23 protein-coding genes are annotated in these 23,625 nt (G+C 50.1%); 19 read left to right on the top strand and 4 right to left on the bottom strand.

Going from position 1 to position 23,625, the window contains the following annotated elements; genetic code table 11:
* Positions 1-5: 5 nt before the first annotated feature.
* The 4 genes from MHI43_RS19005 to MHI43_RS18990 all read left to right on the top strand — a co-directional run bounded on the left by MHI43_RS19005 (position 6) and on the right by MHI43_RS18990 (position 3,329).
* Entirely contained in the window at positions 6-1,247 is a 1,242-nt protein-coding gene (locus tag MHI43_RS19005; RefSeq protein ID WP_036661101.1) for a glycosyltransferase, read from the top strand.
* 18 nt (positions 1,248-1,265) lie between these two features.
* Complete coding sequence (locus MHI43_RS19000) at positions 1,266-1,901, top strand: DedA family protein (RefSeq protein WP_036661097.1); 636 nt, start codon at positions 1,266-1,268, stop codon at positions 1,899-1,901.
* Between the two features lie 157 nt (positions 1,902-2,058).
* Entirely contained in the window at positions 2,059-2,424 is a 366-nt protein-coding gene (locus tag MHI43_RS18995; RefSeq protein ID WP_036661095.1) for a glyoxalase superfamily protein, read from the top strand.
* Complete coding sequence (locus MHI43_RS18990) at positions 2,424-3,329, top strand: hypothetical protein (RefSeq protein ID WP_341283288.1); 906 nt, start codon at positions 2,424-2,426, stop codon at positions 3,327-3,329. Before MHI43_RS18995 ends, MHI43_RS18990 begins: the two co-directional genes overlap by 1 nt.
* Before the next feature lie 94 nt (positions 3,330-3,423).
* Here the strand turns inward: MHI43_RS18990 and MHI43_RS18985 are convergent, their stop codons facing one another.
* On the bottom strand, positions 3,424-4,851 hold the full coding sequence (locus MHI43_RS18985) for a PLP-dependent aminotransferase family protein (RefSeq protein ID WP_036660944.1): 1,428 nt from the start codon (positions 4,849-4,851) through the stop codon (positions 3,424-3,426).
* Positions 4,852-4,961: 110 nt separating this feature from the next.
* Here MHI43_RS18985 and MHI43_RS18980 point away from each other — a divergent pair, with 110 nt between their 5' ends.
* From MHI43_RS18980 to bshB2, 9 genes are all read left to right on the top strand, one after another.
* Complete coding sequence (locus tag MHI43_RS18980; RefSeq protein ID WP_036660942.1) at positions 4,962-5,942, top strand: aldo/keto reductase; 981 nt, start codon at positions 4,962-4,964, stop codon at positions 5,940-5,942.
* A 169-nt stretch (positions 5,943-6,111) separates the two neighbouring features.
* On the top strand, positions 6,112-6,636 hold the full coding sequence (locus MHI43_RS18975; RefSeq protein ID WP_036661060.1) for a YfiT family bacillithiol transferase: 525 nt from the start codon (positions 6,112-6,114) through the stop codon (positions 6,634-6,636).
* A 158-nt stretch (positions 6,637-6,794) separates the two neighbouring features.
* On the top strand, positions 6,795-7,796 hold the full coding sequence (locus MHI43_RS18970) for a Gfo/Idh/MocA family oxidoreductase (RefSeq protein ID WP_015735935.1): 1,002 nt from the start codon (positions 6,795-6,797) through the stop codon (positions 7,794-7,796).
* 22 nt (positions 7,797-7,818) lie between these two features.
* The gene (locus MHI43_RS18965) at positions 7,819-8,766 is read left to right on the top strand and encodes an AraC family transcriptional regulator (protein WP_015735934.1); all 948 of its coding nucleotides are present in this window, start codon (positions 7,819-7,821) and stop codon (positions 8,764-8,766) included.
* Between the two features lie 14 nt (positions 8,767-8,780).
* Positions 8,781-9,869 carry a Gfo/Idh/MocA family oxidoreductase gene (locus MHI43_RS18960; RefSeq protein ID WP_015735933.1) on the top strand — a complete coding sequence of 363 codons (1,089 nt, stop codon included), beginning with the start codon at positions 8,781-8,783 and terminating at the stop codon, positions 9,867-9,869.
* 191 nt (positions 9,870-10,060) lie between these two features.
* Entirely contained in the window at positions 10,061-10,855 is a 795-nt protein-coding gene (locus MHI43_RS18955) for a helix-turn-helix transcriptional regulator (protein ID WP_036661057.1), read from the top strand.
* 183 nt (positions 10,856-11,038) lie between these two features.
* The gene (locus MHI43_RS18950; RefSeq protein ID WP_036661055.1) at positions 11,039-11,530 is read left to right on the top strand and encodes a DUF523 domain-containing protein; all 492 of its coding nucleotides are present in this window, start codon (positions 11,039-11,041) and stop codon (positions 11,528-11,530) included.
* A 103-nt stretch (positions 11,531-11,633) separates the two neighbouring features.
* A complete protein-coding gene (locus MHI43_RS18945) occupies positions 11,634-11,978 on the top strand; it encodes a YojF family protein (RefSeq protein ID WP_015735930.1) in 345 nt (114 codons plus the stop codon).
* Between the two features lie 22 nt (positions 11,979-12,000).
* Positions 12,001-12,657, top strand: coding sequence for a bacillithiol biosynthesis deacetylase BshB2 (bshB2, locus tag MHI43_RS18940; protein WP_036660938.1), 657 nt, complete (start codon positions 12,001-12,003; stop codon positions 12,655-12,657).
* 158 nt (positions 12,658-12,815) lie between these two features.
* On the opposite strand, the gene cdaS is transcribed toward bshB2, so the two are convergent.
* Positions 12,816-13,433 carry a sporulation-specific diadenylate cyclase CdaS gene (cdaS, locus tag MHI43_RS18935; RefSeq protein WP_015735928.1) on the bottom strand — a complete coding sequence of 206 codons (618 nt, stop codon included), beginning with the start codon at positions 13,431-13,433 and terminating at the stop codon, positions 12,816-12,818.
* Positions 13,434-13,674: 241 nt separating this feature from the next.
* On the opposite strand from cdaS, the gene MHI43_RS18930 reads away from it, so the two are divergent.
* Together MHI43_RS18930 and cysI are read left to right on the top strand one after the other, a co-directional pair.
* Positions 13,675-15,513, top strand: a complete 1,839-nt coding sequence (locus MHI43_RS18930) for an assimilatory sulfite reductase (NADPH) flavoprotein subunit (RefSeq protein ID WP_036660935.1) — start codon at positions 13,675-13,677, stop codon at positions 15,511-15,513.
* A 36-nt stretch (positions 15,514-15,549) separates the two neighbouring features.
* Positions 15,550-17,274: an assimilatory sulfite reductase (NADPH) hemoprotein subunit gene (gene cysI / locus MHI43_RS18925; RefSeq protein WP_036660933.1), complete on the top strand. Its 1,725-nt coding sequence runs from the start codon at positions 15,550-15,552 to the stop codon at positions 17,272-17,274.
* Between the two features lie 144 nt (positions 17,275-17,418).
* On the opposite strand, the gene MHI43_RS18920 is transcribed toward cysI, so the two are convergent.
* Positions 17,419-18,624, bottom strand: coding sequence for an MFS transporter (locus tag MHI43_RS18920; protein ID WP_036661052.1), 1,206 nt, complete (start codon positions 18,622-18,624; stop codon positions 17,419-17,421).
* Between the two features lie 339 nt (positions 18,625-18,963).
* Here MHI43_RS18920 and MHI43_RS18915 point away from each other — a divergent pair, with 339 nt between their 5' ends.
* The gene (locus tag MHI43_RS18915; protein ID WP_009596040.1) at positions 18,964-19,683 is read left to right on the top strand and encodes a YebC/PmpR family DNA-binding transcriptional regulator; all 720 of its coding nucleotides are present in this window, start codon (positions 18,964-18,966) and stop codon (positions 19,681-19,683) included.
* Positions 19,684-19,778: 95 nt separating this feature from the next.
* Here the strand turns inward: MHI43_RS18915 and MHI43_RS18910 are convergent, their stop codons facing one another.
* Entirely contained in the window at positions 19,779-20,999 is a 1,221-nt protein-coding gene (locus tag MHI43_RS18910; protein ID WP_036660928.1) for a hypothetical protein, read from the bottom strand.
* Between the two features lie 375 nt (positions 21,000-21,374).
* On the opposite strand from MHI43_RS18910, the gene MHI43_RS18905 reads away from it, so the two are divergent.
* From MHI43_RS18905 to MHI43_RS18895, 3 genes are all read left to right on the top strand, one after another.
* Positions 21,375-22,289 (top strand): LysR family transcriptional regulator, encoded by a 915-nt coding sequence (locus tag MHI43_RS18905; RefSeq protein WP_036660926.1) that lies wholly within the window; start codon positions 21,375-21,377, stop codon positions 22,287-22,289.
* A gap of 152 nt (positions 22,290-22,441) precedes the next feature.
* Entirely contained in the window at positions 22,442-22,888 is a 447-nt protein-coding gene (locus tag MHI43_RS18900; RefSeq protein ID WP_341283147.1) for a DinB family protein, read from the top strand.
* Between the two features lie 189 nt (positions 22,889-23,077).
* Complete coding sequence (locus tag MHI43_RS18895) at positions 23,078-23,599, top strand: GNAT family protein (protein ID WP_036660921.1); 522 nt, start codon at positions 23,078-23,080, stop codon at positions 23,597-23,599.
* Positions 23,600-23,625 lie beyond the last annotated feature (26 nt).

Raw genomic sequence — 23,625 nt, 5'->3', positions numbered from 1 at the left:
TATCAATGAGATCCATATATGAGCAAAAAATCATCATATTAACCGGAAGTCTGGGAGAGGGTCATAACCAGGCATCAAAGGCCATTGTGGAATCAGCAAAAAGAAAATACCCTCATCTGCGCGTTAAAGTCATTGATTACATGGAGTTAACCCATCCGCGGCTGCATGTGGCCGGACAGTTTTTCTTTGTGCAGTGGATGAAGCATTTTCCATCCGTTTACGGTTATTTGTTCCAAAAAACGCGCGAGGAAAACACGCTCATTCAGATGCTGAAACGCTTCAGCACCTTCAGTCTTCAAAAACTGAGCGCAATGCTGGAGATCGAAAAGCCGGCTATCGTAGTCAGTACGTTTCCGCCGGCAGCGGCAGGCATGTCGCTGTTGAAAGCAATGGGTTACACGGACGTGCCCACGGCCACCGTCATGACGGATCATACGGATCACAGTTATTGGATCCATTCGCATACGGATTATTACATGGTGGGTTCCGATGTGGTCCAGGTTGCATTGGAGCGCAAAGGCGTGCCGAGCGAAAAAATCTCGGTGACCGGAATACCCGTCAACCCGCTCTACAGTCAACCGGTGGATGAGGAACGGCTGCGCGATTATTATGGCTTGAAACCATCCGAGCAGGTCGTGCTGATCATGGGCGGCGGAGAAGGGATGATCGATAAAGAAATTATCGAGCTCTTGAAATCCAGGGCATACCCGCAGGATGTTCGGTTTATGGTCGTGTGCGGACGCAATATGAAATTATATCAATCGCTGCTGGAAGAGTTTGCGGAGCATCCGCAAATCACCGTCATGGGTTATGTGGATCGTATGCATGAATTGATGGCGATGGCCGACTTGATGGTGACGAAGCCGGGAGGTCTCACGATTTCCGAAGCATTAACGATGGAACGTCCCATGCTGTTGGTTAAACCCTTGCCTGGCCAAGAGCAGGATAATGCCGACTACCTGGTTGGCATTGGCGTGGCACGTCAAGCTATGGCGGGAGAACTGCAGCATCAATTCATGACGCTAATGACGGATTCGTCCTTGCTGCAAGAGATGAAGCGAAAAGCGGCCATTAACACGCACAAAGATTCGGCGCTATCGGTTCTGACCCGATTGATAGAGATTCAACGGCGTTACCGCCCTTCGCGAGAATGGGCCGAAGAAAAGAACCCGGTGCCCTACGAGGTGCTGAACAGGGAAGTTTATGTGAATGAAGCCCTGCACCACTACCATGACAGTTATCGGTAAGACGAAGGAGTTTTCCCCATGAATTTGTTTGAATTGGTTGAGCGGTTGTTTGAACAATATGGTTATCTGGTGTTATTGATTGGGCTCCCTCTTGATTTTATTGCTCTTCCAATTCCTCCAGGAAACACTACCCTGACTTATACCGGGTTCCTGACCTATAAGGGGGTCATCGACATGGTTCCGGCCATGGGATCTGCTTTTATAGGAGCGGCCATGGGGCTGACCATTACCTATATCCTCGGCTACCGGTTAGGGATGCCGCTGATTGAACGCTATGGAAAATGGCTGTTCATCAAGCCGTCCCTTGTGGAGAAAACACAGGCGTATTACAGCAAGTATGGGAACAAGCTGCTCATCGTCTGTTTTTTCATTCCCGGAGTCAGGCAGTTTATCGGGTATTTCATCGGCATGATTCGGGTTCCCTACCGGACGGTTTGGATATACGGATACACGGGAGTGGCTGCATGGGTATTGGCCTTCTTCAGCATAGGTTTTATATTCGGGGAGCAGTGGCAGTACATTCTGAATGTGGTGGAGCATTATTTGAAAGTCATTTTTCTCTGTCTGGCAGGTTCGTTTCTCGTTCTGCTGGTTTGGAGCCGCGTGAAACGCGAGAAGGCCAAGAAACTAACCAAAGTGACAAGGAATGAATAGAATGGATCCTTGACCCGGCGAAGGATCATTGGTTTGCTCGGGTTTAGTTTATATAAGATAGGGACGAGCTGAGACGTGATTTGTGATACGATCTAAAATAAGTCAACAGCAGCACATACATAATGTATACGAATGATGAGAGGAGGGAGGGGCTGGCATGAGCAAAATCATACCGTTGTTCAGGGTGTTCGACGAAACGAAGGCAAGGGAATTCTACATGCAGTATCTTGGTTTCACCTTGGACTGGGAGCACCGGTTTGACGATTCGGCGCCGCTTTACATGCAAATATCCAAAGGTTCGTTATTGATCCATTTAACGGAGCATTACGGTGACTGCTCCCCTGGAGCAGCCATTCGCGTGGAGATCGCAGGAATTGAAGCTTTTCACGAACAGCTTTCAAGCCAGAACTATCCGTATCAGAGACCCGGAATCGAGATCGCCCCATGGAACAGCAAAGAGGTACGTGTAACGGATCCGTTCGGCAATCGAATCACTTTCTACGAGGAGATGGAACCCGAGTGATGAAGCTAAACGAGATACGATGGGAACAAGCAAGGCAGTATATGCTGCAGCGGGCCAGAAACCTTGAACGGGCCTTGTTCCGATATGAATTCGAGAACGGGTCGTTTACGGATGTGCTGATTGAGCTCTCCAGCTACCAGAACGAGGATGGCGGATTCGGTCATGGCCTTGAGCCTGACCTTCGCTGCAAGGAGTCATCTGCCCTGGCGACGACCAGAGCGCTGGAGATTCTTCGGTTACATCCGAATCATCCCGAGCGGAACGAACGGGTTATATCCGCGTTACAGTATCTCGAGCATACGTATGTGCCTGAACGCTCAGGATGGGACATTATCCCCAAAGAAGCGGAGCAGTCACCTAGAGCGATTTGGTGGCAATACGGCGCTTTTAAGGACCATTGGGGCAATCCCAATGCAGACATCATCGCTTATTTTATCGATGAACGGGAGCTGTATCCTCTGGAATCGCTGGATTCCTTGGTTCGTTATGCTCTGGACTACCTGAATCGAACCAGCGATTTAAAAGAAATGCATGAACTGTTTTGTTACTTGCGCTTGAATGAGCGATTGCCAAAGGAACAGGCATCCGAGATCAGGGAGGCTTTGGAGGCTTTCATGGACAACTGCATTAGCCTGGACCCCGGCAGCCGGGAGGGATACGGGGCAACACCGCTGAGCATTATGGACACGCCGAACTCTCCTTACTTTCCAAAATATCGAGCGCTTCTTCCGGCGGAGCTGGACTTGCTTATAGAGAACCAGGGCGAAGATGGGGCCTGGGAGCCGAATTGGAGCTGGTACCAATTCGAAGAGGTATGGCCGTCGGCCAAGGAAGAATGGAAGGGCGTTATGACACTGAATGCGCTTCGGACGCTGCGTAATTTTGACCGGATTGAGGGGATATGATGGCAAGATCCTGAGGATGAAACAGATATGGCTCGGTTCGCCGTAAAGCGAACCGAGCCATTGTTGTTTGGAGAAGGGAAGATATGCCCGGGAATCAAGATGAATCCCTGCAAGGAGAAGCAAATGCGTAAAGCCTGCTTAAGCCTTCTTCGATCTCTTCCGTCGAAAGGTTTCCATATCCCAATACGATCCCTGTCGAACTCGGAGGACGCGATGGCGAGATTCTGTAATTAGAAGCAGGCTCGACGCGAAACCCGTATGAGACCGTATCGTTCCATGGGAGGAGAGCGTAAGCTTGAGGACCGAATATCACCTGAAGATGCATCCCCGCATCATCGCCGACAATGGAAATATCCTGCCCGAACAAGTGATGGAGCCGCTCCATTAATACATTGCGGCGTTTCTTGTACACTTTTTTCATCTTATGGATATGCCGTTCTAGATGGCCGTCCAGAATGAATTGGCTTAGCGCTTGTTGAATGACGGTTGGGGTATGTATATTCAGTTTATCTTTCATCTCGGTTATGGCATCGGTTAGATCAGGCGGCACGATCATAAATCCGATCCGGAGGCTTGGCGTTAAGGTTTTACTGAATGTTCCCACGTAAATGACTCTCGAAGGCGATAGCGTCTGCAGAGGAGGCACCGGGATTCCTCGAAGCCGGAATTCGCTGTCATAATCATCTTCGATCACGAAGGAGTCGGCTTCCTCCAGCATCCGGATGGCCTGATGTCTGCGCTGGATGGATAATACGCTGCCGGAAGGAAACTGATGTGACGGCGTTAATAAAACCAGATGACCTGGTGCGAAACTCGTCACGGCGTCGATGCGCATGCCGCCGTGATCCACCTCAACCGGCACAAGCCGATAGTTCATCATCTGAAAAATATCGCGGGTAATATCGATCGTGGGGTCTTCGATATAGATGGAATGAAACCTGGAAGCTAACGATTTGGCAAGGAGGAGCAACCCTTCGGAAGCGCCGGACACGATCACGATTTGATCGGATGAGCATTGGATGCCCTTGGACCGGAATACATAGTCGCAAATGGCAGAGCGCAGCATCTTATCACCTTTGATGTGACCGTAATCATGGTTTGCATTAACGGAGTCCTCAGCTGCTTGTTTCAAGTACTTGGCCCAGATGTGCCTTGGAAACATCTTCTGATCGGGAATGCCGGCGGCAAAATCGATCATGTGCGAATGTTCAGTCGATGTAACTTTATGGATCGGCTGCTCGCCGACAGATGGCTCGTTTCGTGGACGGGGAGAGGGTATAATCCCGCCCGCTACATAGGTGCCTGATCCTACGCGCCCTTCCAAATATCCCTCAGCCGTCAGCTGCTCATATACCTCGATGACTACATTGCGCGCAATGCCCCACTCTTTGGCCAGAACTCGGGTCGGAAGCAGCCGTGTTCCTGCTGCCAGTTGTCCCGATTCGATCAGCCTTCGCAGCTGCTGGCATACCTGATGGGTAACGGATCGTTTCGATTCACGGTCGATATAAATGCCGTACACCGTATCCCTCCTTTAATTGGTTCCTCCAAATTGACCATCATTGGATCTCATCACAAACCATTTTCCTAATTATAATGAAGGCGAACCAATTCGAAAAGGGAGGAACTATCATGGATAGAACGTTAGGCAGATCGCAAATCCCGGTAAGCCCGCTCGGCTTAGGCTGCTGGGCAATGGGCGGGAATTTTACGTTGGACGGCTTGTCCGACGGATGGGGCGAGGTGGACGAACGTGAATCCGTTGCAGGGATTCATGCGGCCCTGGAGAGGGGCGTTAACTTTTTTGATACGGCAGACGTTTATGGTACCGGGCATAGCGAACGGGTGCTTGGCCGCGCATTAAAAGGAAAGCGGCACGAAGCCGTGATAGCCACCAAATTCGGATATACCTATGATGAAACAACGAAGAAAGTTTTTACGCGTTATAATGTTACGCCGGATTATATCCGCTACGCTTGTGAGCGGTCTCTTCAGCGACTCGATACGGATTATATCGATCTCTATCAGATTCATGTAGGCGGATTACGACTGGATGAGGTGGAAACGGTGATAGATGCCTTAAACGGTCTTCGTCAAGAAGGGCTGATCCGTACATATGGCTGGAGTACCTGGGATACGGCCAATGCCGAGTTATTTGCGGAGCGATCCGAAGCGGCAGCCATTCAGCACGTGCTGAATGTTCTCAGCGACGATAAGGAGATGCTTGCCCTTTGCGAACGTCATGGTTTGGCGAGCATCAATAATACGCCTTTGGCAATGGGGCTGTTAAGCGGGAAATTTAATCAGGACACCCGATTCAGTGATCAAGATGTGCGTGGAAGCGGTCACGACTGGGTCGCCTATTTCAAGGAGGGGAAAGCCGTACCGTCGTTCCTCGCTAAACTTGAAGCGGTGCGGGAGATTTTAACGAGTGAAGACCGTACTTTAGTGCAAGGAGCGTTAGCATGGATTTGGGGAAGAAGCCGTGCGGCGATTCCGATACCGGGTTTCAAAACGAGAAGGCAAGCGGAAGAACTAATAGGAGCCGTTGCTTTTGGACCTTTAACGGCTGGACAGATGAACGAAATCGAAGGAATACTGGGCTCCATGTAGTCACATTCCAGTTATGTAGCAGGAGAGAAGCCCTTGGCAGATGCCGAGGGCCTTTTCGACGGGAAATAAGCAGCATCCATCAGGAGTGCAGACACTATTATTTTTCGGCGGAGATGCTAAAATCATGACATGGAATGATCTCAAACATAATGGAAGGGAGAGAGGGAACATGGATTTGAGGTATCCGATAGGACAGTTTGACTGGGGAGGCAGCACGTCGCCTGAGCACAGGAAGGTCTGGGTCCGAGAGATTAAGGGAATGCCGGAGAAGCTGAGGGTAGCGGTCCAAGGGTTAAGCCACGAACAACTGGATACGGCTTATCGCGAGGGCGGCTGGACGATCCGCCAGGTTGTTCACCATCTTGCTGACAGTCATATGAACAGCTATATCCGGTTTAAACTTGCGTTGACGGAAGAGAACCCGACGATTAAACCGTATGACGAACAGAAATGGGCTGCCCTGCACGATTCATTGACACAAGACATTGAGGCTCCGCTTGCATTGATCGACGGATTACATGCCAGATGGGTCGCATTATTGGAGAATATGAAGGATGGGGACTATCTGAGAACGTTCTACCATCCCGAAAACCAGCGAACAACGAGTTTGGAATACGCCGCAGGCATGTATGCATGGCATGGGAATCACCACATTTCCCACATCACGTCAGCCAGAGAACGATTGGGATTTTAGTCGAAATCACATCGAACTCCGTCATACGACGGGGTTCTTTGTGTGCGGCCATGTCGTGATTTCTAACTTGTTTGTCGCAATTTTACACTGTGAATCAGGCGGTACGTGTGATAGATTAATGGCATGATGTCTTAATATTAGATACTGAGGTGACTAGAATGATCAGAATCGGAAAAATTAGTTATTGGCATGTGCACGCATGGGATTATACGAAACAAGCGCAGGAGCATCCCGATGCTCAGATCGTAGCGGTATGGGATGAGAATCCGGAGCGGGGAAGAGAAGCCGCCGAGAAGCAAGGCGTGCGTTTTCATGAATCGCTGGATGACATGCTGCAAAGCGACGATATTGATGCCGTGATCGTGGATGCTCCGACATCCATGCACAGAGAAGTCATGTTGAAGGCCGCAGCGGCAGGCAAGCATATTTTCACGGAAAAAGTAATTGCTGCAACCCTTCAGGAGGTCAATGATATCATTAAAGCCGTGAAGGAGAATCAGGTCAAATTCACGGTATCGCTACCGCGGCTGAATGACGGTTATACGCTGGCGATCCGTGAGGTATTGGAGCAGGAATTGCTGGGAACCGTGACGCTCGTTCGCGTTCGCTTGTCCCATAATGGCGCAACCGCCGGTTGGCTGCCTGAGCATTTCTACAGCCTGGAGGAGTGCCGCGGGGGTGCCCTGATCGATCTGGGCTGCCATCCGATGTATTTGACGCGCCTGTTCCTTGGCGAGGAAGCCATTGACGTCCAAGCGAATTTCGGATACATAACGGGCAAAGAGGTAGAAGACAACGCCGTTGCCACGCTCTCTACGGCGGCGGGTGCCGTCGGCGTGGTGGAAGCCGGATTCGTTAACAACTTCTCTCCGTTCACGATCGAGATTCATGGCACGGATGGAACCATCCTGTACGGTACGCCGGATAGCAAGCTTCTGATTCGTTCAACGAAAAAAGAAGAGTACAAGGATGCTTGGGTTGAGCTGCCGGTACCGGCGAACCGCGCAAGTGCTTTTGAACAATGGATTTCTCATATTCAAGAAGATACCGTTGCCGAAGAAAATATCGCATATGCGGTTGAATTGACCAAATTGATGGAGGCAGCCAATCGTTCGGCCAAGGAGCATCGTGCTGTAAGATTGGATGAACTTCAAGCATAAGATACAGGGATGATGCACCGGGATGAATAACCATTTTCCATACGAAATGATGAAAGAGCGGCAGGATGCCTTGGAGCGGCTTGATCTTAGGGTCTATTGGGGACGTTACGAGATCCGGGTCCTTCGGTTTCATCTCACCACCTTCCCGCCCGGGAAGATTGTCTCCTTCCATAAGCATGCGGAGTATGAATTTCATTTCATACCCCGCGGCAAGGGGACCGTTATTATGGAGGATGAGCCGTATGCGCTGCGGGAAGGGATGTTCTATTTAACGGGTCCGAACGTGCTTCATTATCAGGAAGCGGATACCGCGGAACCGATGGACGAATTATGCCTGCACGTCGACATCATTCCCCGCGATGAGATTTCCGAGCCTGAGAGCCCGGCACTGCCTGTTTCGGATCCTTGGGAAATGGCGGAAGCCGATGACTGCATGGAGAAGCTGAGAGAATTGCCGATGAAGCCGACGATGGACATCCATCGCGCGATGCCTTATTTTCTTGAGGCTTATCAGGCTTCGCAGGAGAAATATTCGGGTCTGTACACAACGATCAAGCAATGCCTTATTCAGATATTGCTGCGCGCTGTGCGCGCATATGAATCCGAGCCATCGGAAGCGGAGCTGCCTTCGCGCGATATGAAGGCTTACCGTTATCAATTGGCGCTGGAGTATATCCATGCGAATTCTTCGGGGGAGGTTGTGCTGGATGACGTCGCAGAGAAGCTGCATATCAGCTCAAGACAGCTGCAGCGGATATTCAAGGAGCAAGCGGAAGGTCAGTCCTTCAGCGAGATCCTGGAGCATGTCCGCCTGGAAGCCGTGTGCAGGAAGCTGATTGATACCAATTGGTCGATTGACAAAATCGCCATTCACGAAGGCTTCTCCAGCGGCAGTTATCTGCATACCGTTTTCCGAAAGAGATACGGATATACGCCAACAACATACCGAGCCATGAATGTGAAATTGTAGGGGGAGTATCAGCCATGGGCAAAACCATTCGAATTGGAATTATTGGAAGCGGCGGCATTGCGGGGGAGCATGCAAAGTACTATAAACAAATTGACGATGTGCAAATTGTTGCCGTAGCTGATATTTTACCCGGCAGAGCCGATCAGTTTATTGAGCGCTGGGGATTGCAGGGAGCCATCGGATTCGATGACCACCGCAGATTGTTGGATCTTGACCTGGACGGCGTAAGCATCTGTACGCCGAACGTCGCTCATTACCGTACGACGATCGATGCGCTGTCGGCGGGCAAACACGTTATGCTTGAAAAACCGATGTCGGTCACTTTGGATGAAGCGATCGAGATGGTTCAAATCTCGAAGAAGACCGGGAATATGCTTAATGTAGGCTTCCAGCCGCGATATGACCCGAACATGGGCATCATTAAGAATTTGATCCAGAACGGCGAGCTTGGAAAAGTGTACTATGTGGAAACCGGGGGCGGCCGCCGACGGGGAATGCCAGGCGGCACGTTTGTTCGCCAGGAAATCGCCGGGGCAGGCGCTATGGCGGACATCGGATGCTATTCCCTGGACATGGCGCTGAACGCCCTGGGATATCCCAAGCCATTAACGGTATCCGCTTATACGTCGAATTATTTCGGGACGAATCCCAAATACCATGCGGAAGCCGGAGCGTTTAACGTAGAGGATTTCGGGGTAGCCATCATTCGGTTTGAAGGCGACCTTGTGCTTAACTTTAAAACATCCTGGGCTATGCATATGGATACGCTCGGGGCAACGATGTTCCTTGGGACGGATGCGGGCATGAAGATTACGCCTGCAGGCTCAGGCCCTTGGAGCGGTGTATGGGACGGGAAGGTAGGATCGATTTCCTTGTTTCACGATATCCAGGGCCATCATACCGAAAGCGCAATACCGCTGATCAGCCATGAGCTGAATGTATTCCAGGAGAAAATCAAGGATTTCGTTAGCGCGGTGCGCGAAGGCAAGCCGGCGCCGATTCCGGGTGAGCAGGTGCTTCGCAATCAAGCGATACTGGACGGTATTCTGCGATCCTCCCAAAGCAAAAAAGAAGTGGAAATCCATATTCCGGATTTGGATTAAGATGATGAAAGCCGTGCAACCAGCGCGGCTTTTTAGTTGCAATTTTAATTATTTAATTCGTGAATATAGCATTGCAAATGCTTCCATTTTTTAGATGGATATGATAGTATGAATGCGAACAATTGTTCTTCGAGAGAGATGAATTGGAATCCATACATAACATATCCGGTATGAAAGATGGTGCAGACCTGATGACTGATCGATATGCTGAAATCGATGAAGTAATCGCTTATATTCACAAGAATATTTACGAGCCTCTCCCGTTATCAACGCTTGCGGATTACATAGGGTACAGCCCATATCACTTCTCGCGTATATTCAAGGATCGAATCGGGCTGCCTCCGTTATATTATGTTTCATCGCTTCGCCTGGAGAAGGCAAAGGATTTGCTGTTACATACCCATCTAAGCATACGGGATATCGCCATGGAGATCGGCCAGCAGAGTCTGGGAACGTTTACGACACGCTTCACGGAGAGGGTGGGGGTGACCCCTTCGCAATTCCGGAACTCGAAGGAGGAGGCCGACGAGCATCTGTTAGCCCTGCAGAAGCTGAACAGCTGGCGCGAGTCCATGCCGGTAGATAATCCCGATTTGACGGTTGAAGGCACGATCGAGGCCGCGGCTCCCTTTCAGGGCGTGATTTTGATCGGGCTGTTTGCCAAGCCGATCCCCGAAGGGTTTCCCCTATACGGTACTTTGCTTTCATCCGTCGGCTCCTTTCGTTTTACCGACGTCAGACCCGGCACTTATTATTTGATGGCTACTTCGGTACCATGGGGCATGCTGGCGGTCGATTTCCTGCTTCCTCAGTCCACTACGCTGCGTACCCGTTCAAAGGAGCCCGTTATCGTAAAGCCGTACGCCAGGACGCCGCATCTTCATGTTACGCTCCACGTTCCCCGGCTGGACGATCCGCCGATTCTGATTTCCTTGCCGATATTAATGAATCATTTCCTAAAGAGGGTTGCTCCCATGGTGAGATGAGTCATGTTGGAGAAGTGGTTTGGTTCGTAAAATGGATACACTTTTGGCATTAAGGGCTTCCGAACACCACGGCAGCTCTTCATTGCATTTCGTTGACATTTGAGTTCAGATTCATGATACTTGAATGAGGGCGAACGGCTTCGATTGTAAGTTTGTATGAACGAAAGATTTGAGGTGGCATCTGTGATTGTTGTAAGCTCTTGTTTAGCCGGTATGAAAGTTCGCTATAATGCGACTGACAGCATGGATACGAATATTCAGCTGCTTGTAGAAGCGAAGAAAGCCGTAACCGTATGTCCCGAACTGCTGGGTGGATTCACCATCCCTCGAGAACCTGCGGAGATCGTTGGAGGGAACGGGGATGATGTACTGGCGGGTAATGCCAGAGTGGTGGAGCTATCGGGCAGAGACGTGACCGAGATGTATATCCAAGGTGCATACCAGGCTCTTCGAATGGCACAAGAGCTTGGAGCCTTGCTGATCGTCCTGAAAGAGGGAAGTCCTTCCTGCGGAAGTGCCATGATTTATAACGGAGAATTTGACAATGTGAAACAGGCCGGTTATGGCGTGACTACGGCTCTTCTGCGTCGGGAAGGCTATACGGTTATATCTGAGCACGAGCTAAGCGTTTATGCGGCACAGCCGGAATACGCAACTCTCTTTGCCGAGAGATAATCTTGTTCATCGGTTTTGAGGGTTTTCGTCCTGCTCATTAATTATGATAGAATTATCATATCGACTGCTTATGGCGTAGTGATTCTTTATATTGGAGGGAAATATGGAACTCATAAATCAAACTGAAGTACAGCAAATGATTGATAAATTGAAGGATCAGGATTTATATATTCATCTTGAGATGACGACAGGCGCCTATGCTGCCCATTATGACAGCTCAAAACACCCGGCGGCTAATTTTATAACGAACGCAACCATTCGTTACAGTCATGGTTCCATATCCGGCAACGGACCTTACCGGGTCGGATTGAAGATGGGCCAAGGCTGGGTATATACGGAAGGACTCACCCACTTCGAGCAGACGGACACCGAACGGCTCATCATGGCGGGTCATGACAGTCAGGGGAAACTGGTTGTCGCTTTGCAGCTGAGCCGGGAACCTTTTTAATAGAGAGAGGAGACGAGGATCGATGGAGCAAAACATACTGGTCGTATTGCCGCATCCGGATGACGAGGCTTTTGGTTTGTCCGGAACGCTGGCTAAATATATTGTTGAAGGCGCACATGTAACCTACGCGTGTTTAACGCTGGGGGAAATGGGCCGCAATATGGGCATTCCTCCCTTCGCGAATCGCATTACGCTTCCAACGATACGCAAAGCGGAGCTGGAAGAATCCTGCAAAGCCATCGGCATACAGGATCTGAGATTGCTTGGTTTCCATGATAAAACAATTGAGTTCGAGGATCAGGACAAACTGGACGGCGTGATTGCTTCTCTGCTTCAGGAGATCAAGCCATCGCTGGTGTTCACGTTCTACCCTGGATACAGCGTACACCCCGATCATGATGCAACAGGCGCTGCCGTCATTCAAACGATTGGTCGGATGCCTGCCGAAGAAAGACCGGTGGTCCAATGTCTGGCTTTCTCCAACAACTGTGAACAGGAACTGGGTAAACCGGATGTCTACCAAGACGTATCCATGTTTATGGTGCAGAAGCTGAACTCCATTCAAGCTCATCGCTCTCAATTCCAAGCAGCCGAGCTGGTTGGCAAGAAACAGATGAAGGCCAAGGAAGTGGAGCAGCGCTTCGGAACGGAGCGATTCTGGACCTATACCTTTGCATAAAGCTCCACCATCGGTTGGATCCACAAAAAGAGCCGCAGACTCAGCATCTGCGGCTCTTTTTTTCAAGGTTTAGTCTAATGAGATATGCCGGCTTCGGTCAGGAAGGGTTACTCTTCATTTGCTATATTAGGAAGCAGAATGAATCAACAGCCAATGCGCTAGGGGCTGCTGATGGATAAAGGATACATTGTGCCCTCCATGCAGAAGGAGGTTCTTCCGGTCTCTTCCGATACAACGAGGACCAAGGCATCACTGATCTCGGACAGGCCTATGGCTGCACGGTGACGGGTTCCGAGCTTGCGATCCCCGTAGGTTTTGGCGGTTAACGGGAGCACGTTCGCAGCCGAAATAATCATATCTTTGCGCACGAGCACAGCTCCATCGTGGAGCGGACTGCCCGGAACGAATATGGATTCAAGCAGGGGGCTCGTGATTTCTGCCGACAAGGGAATGCCGGGCGTTATTAAGGAATCCAGGCCGTCCTCGCGTTGAATAACAATCAACGCACCCAGATTTTTTTGGCTGAGATGGTATACAGATTTCGCGATTTCTTGATATTTGCTGGTGAAGGGGAAGAGAAAACAATTGAGATAATACGTTGATGAAATCGATTCGGCTTCCATGAACTTGGTTCGTATCGAGTCCAGCTCCCCTAGCAGGCAGGAGCCGTCTTGATCCAAATTGACGATAACCTGCTGCAGGTGGCCCGTGATATCCGAGAGCTGTTCCTTTAATTTGCGTTTCAGCGGCGTAAAATTGCAGTCTTGATTGTGCATCCGATGTCTTCCTCCTTATCATTGGTATCATTACCATTCGGGGATGGCGATATTCCATAATTCGGCTTGCTTTTATCCAGTAAACGTCGGGAAAACCGATTTATCAGGAAAACTGATAAATGCTATAAGAACATTGTAATTGACCGGTCCCGTAAGCTGTGATAGGTTCAGAGGAGCAATAAAATTAATTGTATCGCAATAGTAGGAATTAATAATGTGCGCTTTTGAGAGGTGGATATTGTTGGAACTTCAAGTAACGAACAGTCCTTTTAATCAGGAACAAGTGGAATTGCTGAATCGCTTACTGCCTACACTGACGGAATCCCAGCGGACGTGGCTGAGCGGTTTTATCGCTGCTTTGCAGGGAACGGCAGCCGCTGCGGCAGTTGCTGCTTCACCGCAAGCGAGTGCGGCGGCGGCCGTATCGGCACCGGTCGTGTCAGCTCCTAAAGAAGTCACCGTCCTATATGGGTCCCAGACGGGCAACGGTCATGGATTATCGAAAAAGTTATCGAAGAAGCTTGAAGAAGTCGGATTGCAGGTCACCATGTCCTCGATGAGCGATTTCAAGCCGAACAACCTGAAGAAATTACAGAATCTCCTCATTATTGTAAGTACGCACGGAGAGGGCGAACCGCCGGATAACGCGATTCCATTCTATGAGTTCCTGCATAGCAAGCGGGCACCTCAGGTGGAGAATCTTCAATATTCCGTACTGGCGCTGGGGGATACCTCGTATGAATTTTTCTGCCAAACGGGTAAAGATTTCGACAAGCGCCTCGAGGAACTGGGCGGTAAGCGGCTGACGCCAAGAGTAGACTGCGACGTGGATTTTGATGAATCGGCTGCGGAATGGATGAATCAGGTCCTCCTATCGTTGAATGAGGCCGGAGCGGGATCGTCCGCTGTTGAACATGTAAGCGCGGTAGCCCTGACCGACAGTACGGAATCGGAATATTCGAGAAGTAATCCGTTTCAAGCCGAAATCCTCGAAAATTTGAATTTGAACGGAAGAGGGTCTGACCGGGAAACCCGTCATATCGAAATATCGCTTGAAGGATCGAATCTGCAGTATGAGCCTGGCGACAGTTTAGGCATTTATCCGGAAAATCATCCGCAGCTGGTAGATGATCTCATCGCTGGCATGGGATGGAATGCAGACGAAGCGGTCGTTGTGAACAAAAGTGGCGAAGCGCGGACGTTGCGGGATGCCTTGCTCCGTCATTATGAAATCACGGTTCTCACGAAACCTCTGATTGAACAGGCGGCTAAGCTGTCGGGGAGCGAAGGGCTTCGGAAACTGCTGGAGCCTGGACATGAGCAGGAACTTCGTGCCTATATCGAGGAACGGGATTTGCTGGATCTGGTACAGGATTATGGGCTGCAGCAAGTGGCGGCAAGCGATTTTGTATCCATTCTGCGCAAGATTCCGGCTCGTCTGTACTCGATCGCAAGCAGCTCCAAAGCGTTTCCGGATGAAGTCCATGTTACCGTTCGGACGGTCCGCTATGAAGCACATGGCCGTAACCGCTACGGGGTGTGCTCGGTACAATTGGCAGAACGACTGGAAGCTGGCGATTCATTGCCGGTATACATTCAGCATAATCCGAACTTTAAACTCCCCGAGAATCCGGACACCCCGATTATTATGATTGGACCCGGCACGGGCGTGGCCCCTTTTCGGGCTTTCCTGGGGGAACGGGAAGAGACGGGAGCCGAAGGGAAATCGTGGCTGTTCTACGGCGATCAGCATTTCACGACGGACTTCCTCTACCAGATCGAGTGGCAGCGCTGGTTGAAGGATGGGGTGTTGACTCGCATGGATGTTGCCTTCTCACGGGATACGGACAAGAAAGTGTACGTGCAGCACCGGATGCTGGAGAACAGCAAGGAGCTGTACCAGTGGCTCCAAGAAGGGGCTTGCGTATATGTATGCGGCGATGAGAAAAAGATGGCTCATGACGTGCACTCCGCCCTGGGGTCCATTCTTGAACAAGAAGGCGGGATGAGTCCGGAAGAAGCTGCGGAATATCTGACGCTCATGCAGCAACAGAAACGTTATCAGCGGGATGTGTATTGAGGTCATCCCTGTGGTTTTCGAGAGGAGAAAAGGAACATGTCTGATAATAACCTTGTATCACCGAATAGTGCGCCGCATAGCGATGTCGAGGACATCAAGCGTCGAAGCAATTATCTGCGGGGCAGTCTTGTAGAAACGTTGGAGGATCGCATTACGGCATCGATTCCCGAAGACGATAACCGATTGATGAAATTCCACGGCAGCTATATGCAGGACGACCGGGACTTGCGAAACGAACGGCACAAGCAAAAGCTGGAGCCCGCTTATCAGTTCATGCTGCGCGTACGCGCCGCGGGCGGCGTCGTGACGCCGGAGCAATGGCTGATGATGGACCGCGTAGCCCAGAAGTATGCAAACGGCACGATTCGATTGACAACGCGTCAATCCTTCCAGCTCCACGGTGTATTGAAGTGGAATATGAAGAGCACCATTAAAGAAGTCAATGAAGCCATGCTTAGCACGTTGGCCGCTTGCGGTGACGTTAACCGTAATGTCATGTGCAATCCGAACCCCGATCAATCCGAAATTCATTCGGAGGTATACGAGTGGGCACGCATGCTCAGCAGTCATCTCGATCCGCGTTCGCGTGCGTATCATGAGATTTGGCTTGACGGCGAGAAGATCGTGGACAGCACGCAGAATGGAGAGGAACAGGAGCCGATCTACGGCCCGGTGTACCTGCCGCGGAAATTCAAGATTGGGATGGCCGTGCCGCCTTCCAACGATGTCGATGTGTATTCCCAGGACCTCGGCTTCATAGCGATCGTGGAGGAAGGCAAATTAAAAGGCTTTAACGTCTCGGTAGGCGGCGGCATGGGAATGACGCACGGTGATCCGCTAACCTATCCTCAAGTGGGGAAAGTCATTGGATTCTGCAAACCCGAGCAGATCGTGGACTTGGCCGAGAAAACGGTGACGATTCAGCGTGATTACGGAGACCGCGCAGTGCGCAAGCATGCTCGTTTCAAATATACGATTGATGACCGCGGAATCGATTGGTTCGTTAACGAGCTGACCAGCCGTCTGGGATGGAAGCTGGAGGAGGCAAAGCCGTTCCATTTCGATCATAACGGCGATCGTTACGGCTGGGTAAAAGGCAGCAACGGCAAATGGCATTTCACGCTGTTCATCCAGAACGGGCGCGTGAAAGACGATGCCGATTACCTGCTGATGACGGGTCTTCGCGAAATCGCCCAAATCCATAATGGCGATTTTCGATTGACGGCCAATCAGAATCTGATCATTGCCAATATCAGCAGCCACAAAAAGAAGAAGATTGAAGAACTCATCAAGCGTTACGGGCTGACGGACGGCCATCATTATACTGCGCTGCGCAGAAATTCCATGGCATGCGTAGCCTTGCCGACTTGTGGATTGGCCATGGCCGAATCCGAGCGATATTTGCCGACGCTATTGGATAAAATCGACCCGATCCTGGAAGAGAACGGACTGAGCGAAGAGGACATCGTCATTCGAATGACAGGATGCCCGAACGGCTGTGCTAGACCGATGCTGGCCGAAATCGCGTTTATCGGTAAGGCACCGGGTAAATACAATATGTACCTGGGCGGCGGATTCTCCGGACACCGGCTGAACAAGCTTTATAAAGAGAACATCGGGGAGGCTGAGATTCTGGACTCTCTTCGCCAGATCATGAAGCAGTACGCAGAAGAACGCGAGATCGGCGAGCGCTTGGGCGATTATGTCATTCGCGCCGGTTACGTGAAGGAAGTATTGGACGGTCAACAATTTCACGCGTAATTATACTCAGTTATTAACAAACCGGAGCCCTTCTTAAAGAAGAACTCCGGTTTGTTACGTTCATCGCACCTCATTGTCCGTCTCGCCCCATATTTCAAACCAAAGAGCCGCCTCTTGAAATGGGAGGCGGCTCTTTTTTGCTGATCATTGCTCCAATACGCCGGCATTGCTCGTTTTCTTTTTAAATAATGGGATCAGCAACGCCGATCCTGCGAGGAGCAAGAGTGCACTGACCGCATAGACGAAGAACAGGGACAGCTGGTCTTTGAGCAATCCTCCCAGCGACATGCCCAGCACCATCATGCCCATAAAGATCGGGGTAAGGGCGCCGCCCACCCGACCAATATATGGCCCCTCCGCATTGTTTAGGATCAGGGTGTTGATTCCAATGTGGATGGCGGGGTAGAAGAATCCGTTAAGCACCAGAAGCAGCAGCGTAAACATGATGTTTGTTGACCAGCCGATACCGAGGTTTCCGATAGCACTAACGGTCAGACCGAGAGCCAGTAAGGTTTGAGGGGTTATTTTCTTGGCAAATGCCATGACGAATCCCCCTCCGACCAGCATCGCCGCCCCATTGACGGTTAACAGCCATTGCAAGAATGATTTATCCTGCCCGAGGTTCTCAATCGTCACAAAAATCGCGAGCGGCTGGATAAGTCCCGATGCCAAGCCAGCGGCGGCGAAGGTCGCACCTAGTGTTCGGAGCGTTTGATTACTCCATACATAACGAAGGCCTTCGATAAGTTCTTGCTGGAGATTCTGGTGCTTGGATTGTGTCTCTTCCAGCATATCGCGAGGCAATAAAGTCAGAATCAAGCCAGAACCCAGAAATAGGGCGCCTGTGGCGATCAGCGATATTTCAATGCCGTACTTCTGGTATACAAATGCGCCTGCGATCGGGCCGATGACCGTAAAGAAGGCAACCATGGATTGAAACATGGCCATTACGGATTGCAGCTGTTCAGCGGGCACATGCTGTTTGAACAGCTTCATCGCCGAGGGCTGGGAAAATTGTGACACGGTGGCAGAGAAGAACGTGAGTACCAGCAATGCCTGCCACGACCCGTTATGAACGGCGATCAGCACGAGAAATGCCGATACCGCGGACAAAACATCCGAACGGACCATGGTACGTTTAGGACGCCAGCGGTCAGCGAAAGTACCGCCGATGAAGGCAAACAAGAAAATAGGGGCAAATTCGGCTACGGATATGAGAGATACATACACAGGATTATTGCCTGTCATGTCCGTAACGTATAACAGAATGGCAAAGTTGCGGACCCAAATGCCGAGGTTCAAGAGTACGCGTGAGAACACAACGGTTCGGACATACGGGTTGTTAAGCATCATGAAAGACTCTCCTTTCGCGACCTGCATTGTGCAGGCGGACATCGTAAAAACAAGCGAATGCGCATTTCGTTGGTTAATACATAGACATAATAATATTTTGTCTATAAATAATCAACATAAATTTTGTGTTGTCTATAAATCGCTCGCCAAAAAGGCACTTCCCGCATTGGATCATGCGCTTGAAGTGCCTTCGAACCTGATGATTATTACGGGTATGTGTCTATTTTCCGGATCTACGCTCTTAACCTTGTTCAAGGGACTTAATAGAGATATAATGGACAGGGGTATTTATTAAATACCGGCTTCAGATTCAATGATGAAAGAGAGTCGAAACGTATGGGCCGTAAATGGAATAATATTAAGGAAAAGAAAGCATCCAAGGATGCTAATACAAGTCGCGTATACGCGAAATTCGGTGTGGAAATTTATGTTGCCGCCAAAAAAGGCGAGCCGGATCCTGAATCCAACCGTGCGCTGAAGGTTGTACTAGAGCGTGCCAAAACATACAATGTGCCGAAAGCGATCATTGACCGCGCCCTGGATAAAGCCAAGGGCAGCGGGGACGAGAACTATGAAGAGCTTCGTTATGAAGGCTTCGGTCCGAACGGTTCGATGATCATCGTCGATGCATTGACAAACAACGTCAATCGGACGGCGCCTGCCGTGCGCTCTGCCTTTAACAAGAACGGGGGCAATATGGGCGTCAGCGGTTCGGTGTCCTATATGTTTGATCCAACGGCCGTCATCGGAGTGGAAGGAAAGACGGCAGAGGAAGTCATGGATCTGCTGCTCGAAGCCGACCTGGATGTCCGTGATATCTTGGAAGAGGAAGAAGCCGTGATTGTCTACGCTGAACCGGATCAGTTCCATGCGGTTCAGGAAGCATTCAAAGCTGCTGGCATAACGGACTTTACCGTTGCCGAGCTGACGATGCTGGCACAGAATTTTGTGTCCCTGCCGGAAGAAGGACAGGCACAGTTCGAGAAGCTGATCGATGCACTGGAAGACCTTGAGGATGTTCAGCAAGTCTATCACAACGTGGAGTTTGAGGAATAGTTGATACGGATCGATATCCTAATAAAAACCATCGTATTCAGGAGTCCTGCGTACGATGGTTTTTTGCTGCATAGCATATTATTTTGGATTAACCCTTATTGGCCCGATTGAACAATGATGACTTCGGCCGAGGTGATGGCTGGAATGGACTTGGTCATGATAGGCGAGTGGTAGGCTACGACTTTCGCACCCGGTTTCAGTTCCGATTCCGTGCTGAGCCCCGCAATCACTTGCGTGTCTTCGGTAACGTTAAGAATGACGTCATTCTCCGTTGATTGGTCGGAGCCTACATTGATATACAGCTGGTCTTTGGTCGTGCGGTCGGATGCTGCAACGGTGCCTTCGATTTTGGGAGCGGTCGTTTCCGAAACCACGATCTTATCAGCGTGAGTCCGGGCAGGATAAATCAGGGTCATCACTTGGCTGTAATAGGCCTCGATGCGGAGATCCGCTTTCAAAGCTTCAGCCGTCAGCGGTTTACCCTTCGCATCGACGATCTCCGTATTTTCGTCTACGGTAAGGATGACGTAATTGACGCCGCCCGACTCCAGTGCCTGACCCATGACGGTGATTTTGTTATCTGCCTTGTCCGTAATGATTCCGTTCGTGCCGGCAGGCTCTTCTTGTACAGGCTCTTCTGCTTGGGCTTGAACCCGAATGTAGTTGGTTGACGATTGAGGCGGCATGCTTAACGCCACATAAGGTCCGTAGAAAGCGCGAATGCTCATGCCGGCTTCCAGGCCACCCGCATTGAGTGTGCTGCCGTCTGCATTGATGATTGTCGCTTTTGGATCCAGATGAAGCAGGATAGTCTCTTCACTGTCGTTGTACAGATTGGTACCCTCCACCAGAATGCCTTGCTTGGTTACCTCAGCGATGGTTCCATCAATACCCGCAAAGTCTTTATCCTGAACGATGATCGTAAGCGCTGAGCCTTGAGCAGGCAGACTCTTGGTGATGTTCGGGCCATAGAAGGCTTTAATTGCTTTGTTCTTGTCCACAATCGTTTGGAGTTGGACTTTGTTTCCTTTGGCATCGATGATTTTAGTGTCCTTGGAAATGGATAGCTTGATTTCTTGTTGATCGGTGGCACCGAGACCGCGGCCGGTGACCGTAATCCATTTGCCCGTTTTATCGTTTACGTATTCCGTTATATAACCCATGGTTCCAGGAACGCTTTTCTTTGCCTGATTCACGATGCTGCCTTGCCCCGTATGGACTGAAGCAGGAGGGGCGTCCTGTGCATTAGCGGCTGCCGGCAGTGCTGCCATCGCCAGAATTGTAGCGGTTGTTAATACTTTGTAGATTTTGTTCATGATAGGTATCCTCCAAGTGTAGATTATCCTAAAGGCTAGGATACAGCCAAGCCATGCGCGAATTGGTAAAATGTACTTGCTGCACCTCTATAGACGGGAGATCTGTAGAAATGTTGCAGCACGGGCGGAAAAACATGCTGAACGATTCCGTTATTTAACTAGAAGACGGGGGCAGCCATGGAACATATGAACTTGGAGCACGTGACAGATTTGTGCAAGCTGACGAACGAAAGTTTCGGCTTGCCTATGGTTATTGTAATCCGCATGATAGAATGAAATACTCGCTGACACCAGTCGGGATGTCGTTAACCGATCAAACCTTATCGGAAACCTTCTTTATCACAGTGAATCGTTCAAGAATCGAGGGATGGATCCATGAATCTTCATGCACTCCGCATATTTAATGATGTGTCCAAAACGGGAAGCATTACGAAATCGGCCGGCAATCTAATGTTAAGCCAACCGGCCGTTACCGCCCAAATCCGCAATCTGGAGCGGGAACTCGGCTTGAAATTGATTGAGGCGAATGGGCGCAATATTCAATTGACAGAAGCCGGTGAAGCGTTGGCCGCGCACTCCCAGCGGTTATTTTCGATGGAAGCCGAGATGGAAGACATGATGCAAGCCATTAAATCTGGCCGGGAGGGAAGTTTGCGGATATGTGCGACGGAGCTGCCGGAGACCGCCTTGCTTCCCGGATGGCTGGTTGGATATAAACAACAGAATCCGCGCATGGATGTGGAGCTGCTGAAAGGGAATTCCAACACAGCGCTGCAGCGATTACGGGATCATTCGGTACATATCTCGATCGTTTGCGGCAGTTGGTCCATTGAAGACGAGGTCATTGAGTCCTTTACGATTATGGAGGACGAATTGATTTTTGCCGTACCCGCAATTCATCGCCTAGCCGGCAGAGAAGTTACTCGATTCGAGCTTATGGAGGAGCCTTTTGTGCTGAGGGAGGAAGGGAGTTACACACGAAAACAGTTAATGTCTCTGATTGAGGCCTCAGGCATCCGGGGACTTCGTTCCTCCATCACGATCGAGGGGTTGAACGAAACCATTGAGGCGGTTAAAGCGGGTTACGGGGCTGCCCTGGTCCCGGCTCTATCCATCAAGACAGAGCTGGCTTCCGGCGAACTTAGCAAGGTAAAGGTAACAGGCGTAACGATCCCGCATCCCATACGGGTGTGTACCAAAAAGCTAGAAGCGATACCCGCACACATCCGTTCTTTTATTTCCTATATCCAGGCGGATATCCGCGAAAGACACTACGATATCCATGGATGATGAACGGCTCGCGCCTGATTCATCCATTTTTTTTATGAAACGAAGCGTAATCGGTATTATTCCTTTTTTATTATATAGGGTACACTCGGTTAAGCGGATGCTAGATCAGATGAGAAGGAGCGAGGTACATGCGACCATACCTTTTTGAACATTTGGAATTTGTACGTGCACAAACCTTGAATCTTGTAAGGGATATCCCGGATGATATGGCGGAATGGATTCCGAGCGGAATGAACAACCAAGTGAAGTGGAATGCAGGACATATCTATTTGACGCTGGAACGGTTTACGTTCGGCGTGAATGGCGAGACCATGCACCTCCCCGAGCATTATACCGAGCTGTTCCAGACGGGCTCCAAACCAAGGGAGATCAACGCTTCATGGCCTTCCATGAGCGAACTTATCGAACGGCTTGAAGGTCAAGTCCAGTGGATCGAACAGAGGTACACAACACATCTGCAAGATACCGTCTTGTCTCCCTACACGACATCCAAAGGTTTAAAGTTATCCAAGATAGAAGAATTCTTAAGCTTCTGCTTATATCATGAAGGCATGCATTTTGATAAAATCAAATCGATATTAAGACAAAATACCCAGTAATTTTACAATTTATGAAGGGGTTTCATACATAAAGTCGAATAAAGTATAAACAGCCTGCAGCATGAAAGAAGGTGACCCGGCGTTATCAAGAAAGACAAAGATAAGGATGAACGGCGAATCGCATTTGTCCCTGTATTGAAGTGTGAGCAGAGAGGACACGGAAATACAACTTGAAGAGGAGTCGGGCAAATGCATATCGTTACCGAAAGATTAGTGATTCGCGAATTTGAACCAGGAGATTGGCAGGATGTTCTTCAATATACATCCGATCCCTTGGTGATGTTTTACATGCCGGAGCCGGTCCATACGGAAGAGACGGTGAAGGAATTTCTGGAGCAGAACAAGGGCGGGCAGGCGCATCATTATGCCGTCATGCTGCAAAAGGAACAACGCGTGATCGGACACATGGTGTTTCATCCCTGCTTTGGCGAACATACTTACGAGATCGGCTGGGTCTTTCATTCAGCCTACCACGGTATGGGGTATGCTACGGAAGCCGCCAGAGCCTTGCTTCAGTATGGCTTTGAAGCATTGGGAATACACCGGATCATCGCGACATGCCAGCCAGAGAACACGCCTTCGTATAAGGTGATGGAGAAGCTTGGCATGAGGAGAGAAGGCTGCTTTAGGCAGTGTATCCCTCGAGGCGAAGTTTGGTGGGATGAGTATTACTATGCTATCCTAGAGTCTGAATGGCGTACAATTTCATAGACCTGTTGTTATAATATGCTGTGCCC

It is taken from the genome of Paenibacillus sp. FSL H8-0457, assembly GCF_038051935.1.
In the GTDB taxonomy this organism is placed as follows: Bacteria; Bacillota; Bacilli; order Paenibacillales; family Paenibacillaceae; genus Paenibacillus_AQ; species Paenibacillus_AQ lautus_A.
This window is presented reverse-complemented; position numbering and strand designations above follow the sequence as displayed.